Here is a 2616-nt window from a genome sequence, read left to right on the forward strand (position 1 = left end):
CAGGATTAGGGTGGACGGGGCGGCTGATGAACGGACGGTGCAGGAAATTTATTCCGAATTAAAGGGGAGATTCCCTAATTATTTCGGGCCCCAGAGGTTCGGGGGCGCGAGGGGGAACACGCACCTCATAGGCCAGAGGCTCATCCAGAGCGATTTGCGCGGAGCTGTTGAATCCTACCTGTATGAATTTGAGGGGGAAACGAACCAGGAGGCTGTGGAGGCGAGGAAAACGCTTGCTGAGGAGAAGGATTACAAAAAAGCGATTGCGTACTTTCCGAAGCATCTGAGGCTGGAGAGATTATTGCTCGTAGGGCTAGCCGAGAATCCGAGGGATTATGCGCACGCGTTGAGGAAACTGCCCAGGCAGATGCTGCTCATGTTCGTGCACGCGTTCCAGTCGCACCTTTTCAACCTCGCGCTTTCCGAGCGTCTTGCCGAGGGGGAATTGAAGCTGGAGAAAGGAGAGTATTTCTGCGGCGAGAAATCCGGGTTTCCGGATTTGGAGAGAAGGATGGAAACACGGAACGCACGGCAGGAAACCAGCGAATGGCTGGCAGGGAAGATAATCGGGTACGAGAGTGAAACGAACGAGAGGGAAGAGGAGCTGCTGGAGAGATTCAATATGCGGAAGCAGGATTTCAGGATGAAGGCGCTTCCGGAAATAAACACCAGGGGGACGTTCAGGACTTTATTTGCGCCGATGAAGGATTTTGAATACAAGGACGGATGGTTCTCATTTTCCCTGCCTGCGGGAAGTTATGCGACTTCTGCGCTCAGGGAATTTATTAAGGATTTGTGGTGATAGGAAAGCGGATGCATTTGCGGTGAGGTCTTTTCATGCAGGAAGAGGGAATGAAATTTGAAACGGATAAATTGTTCTACAACCCCCAAATGAGGCTGTGCAGGAGCTTCGGCTCGCTTTCAGTGGGTGCGATAGGGGATAAGCTGAGGGTGCTGGACGGGTTCGCAGCCTCAGGAATAAGAGGGTTAAGATATGCGAAGGAGAACGCTAATGTAACCATGGTTACATTGCTGGACATCTGGAAGATTGCGCCAGCGATTATCGAGAAGAACGCGAAAGCCAGCAAGATAAGGAATTTTGAGGCGCACAACGCGGATTTCAACGAATATGTAATAAAGAACGAATCCGATTTCATTGAAATAGACCCGTTCGGCTCCCCGGTCCATTTCCTGAACAACGCGTTTTACTCGTTCAGGAAGATGAAAAAGGGATATATTTCAATCACCGCTACAGATGTGGCTGTCTTGTGCGGGGAAAACACGAAAGCGTGCATGAAGAAATACGGGGCGAAAAACCTGAGGAACGAGTTCACGCACGAAGTCGGAGCGCGGGTCCTGCTCAAGAAAATAGGGGATTTCGCGTCCCAGTTCGATTTCGGGATTGAAGTGCTTTACACTCTTTCGGACAGGCATTACATAAAAACGCTGATTAGGATTACGCGCTCTGCGGAAAAGGCCTCAGAGATACCGCGCACGCTGGGATATGCTTCATACTGCTATCATTGCGGATACAGGGAAATCGGCAAATTCCCGAACCGAATATGCAAAAACTGCAAAAAAGACATGGATTACGCAGGGCCTTTGTGGCTCGGGGAGCTTCAGGACAAAAAGTTCCTTGGAAAAATGAAAACCCTGAGCAAGAAGCGGGATTACGCGGACAAGGAGGAAATAGGGAAAATGCTGGGGCTTATGATTGGAGAGGCAGGGATGCCTGCCTTCTATTACAGCATACATGAGATATGCAAAAGGGAAAAACTGCCCTATGCGCCGAAAACCGAGGATATAATCGAGGGGCTTGAGAAAAAAGGATACGTGGTTGCGAAAACGCATTTTTACGACCGGTGCATAAAGACTGATGCGGGAATAAAAGAATTGACGAAATTGATGAAGCAGGAGACGAAATAGCTAGTTTTTCTTTTGGGGTGAAGACCTCAGCCCTTTTCTTTTTCTAAAAGAAAAGGGATATGGTTGGGCCCGCTGAGATTTGAACTCAGGACCTTTCGATTTCTAAATTTTTCAGGATTTATCAGTCGAACGCTCTAGCCTGGCTGAGCTACGGGCCCGAAGAATACGAGCACTAAAATCTAGTTGCGAATGATTTTAAATTCTATTCAAGCGAACGCGAGGCGAGAATGGAAGGCATCGCTCGGAATAGTTTTCTTTTTGGGGGTGAAACCCTCAGCCCCTTTTTCTTTTGGGCTATAACAGGACGATGCTAAAAGAAAAAGGGGATATGGGAGCTACGGGCCCGGAAACGAAATTGTTCTACCTCGTTGCGAAATAGGAGGCCACGAGAATGACCGCGACAACCGAAAGATAGAAAAGCACTTCGTCAGGCATAGTTTTTTATTAGCCCTACAATTTAAATTCCTTATGAAACTCGCGATAGTGGCGGACATGCACCTGGGATACTCGCGGTTCGAGGAGGACGCGCTCAGGCAGGCCGAAAGCGCGCTTTCCGGAGCCGAGGGCAAGGCTGACGCCATTATAGTCGCAGGGGACGTTTTCGACACGAAGATACCGAAGCTGGAGACGCTCAAGCGCGCGGCGGACATGTTTTCCGGGAGAAAAAAGCCCATATTCATAATACACGGG

3 protein-coding genes and 1 tRNA gene are annotated in these 2616 nt (G+C 49.4%); 3 read left to right on the top strand and 1 reads right to left on the bottom strand.

What is annotated here, in order from left to right:
• Window positions 1-802 (top strand): tRNA pseudouridine(13) synthase TruD (gene truD / locus WC488_05400; protein MFA5077832.1); only part of this gene is annotated, 802 nt, incomplete at its 5' end.
• Between the two features lie 50 nt (window positions 803-852).
• Window positions 853-1926, top strand: coding sequence for a tRNA (guanine(10)-N(2))-dimethyltransferase (locus tag WC488_05405; protein MFA5077833.1), 1074 nt, complete (start codon window positions 853-855; stop codon window positions 1924-1926).
• Between the two features lie 64 nt (window positions 1927-1990).
• Here WC488_05405 and WC488_05410 read toward each other — a convergent pair.
• Window positions 1991-2084 (bottom strand) — tRNA-Ile (locus WC488_05410).
• A 310-nt stretch (window positions 2085-2394) separates the two neighbouring features.
• Here WC488_05410 and WC488_05415 point away from each other — a divergent pair.
• On the top strand, window positions 2395-2616 hold a 222-nt coding region (locus WC488_05415; GenBank protein MFA5077834.1), incomplete at its 3' end, for a metallophosphoesterase.

The sequence above is a fragment of the Candidatus Micrarchaeia archaeon genome (genome assembly GCA_041650355.1).
Classification (GTDB): domain Archaea; phylum Micrarchaeota; class Micrarchaeia; order Anstonellales; family Bilamarchaeaceae; genus JAHJBR01.

What these genes read in the sequence shown, in the direction of transcription:
- WC488_05405 (MFA5077833.1), top strand. Translation starts at nt 853, where the DNA reads ATGAAATTTGAAACGGATAAATTGTTCTACAACCCCCAAATGAGGCTG.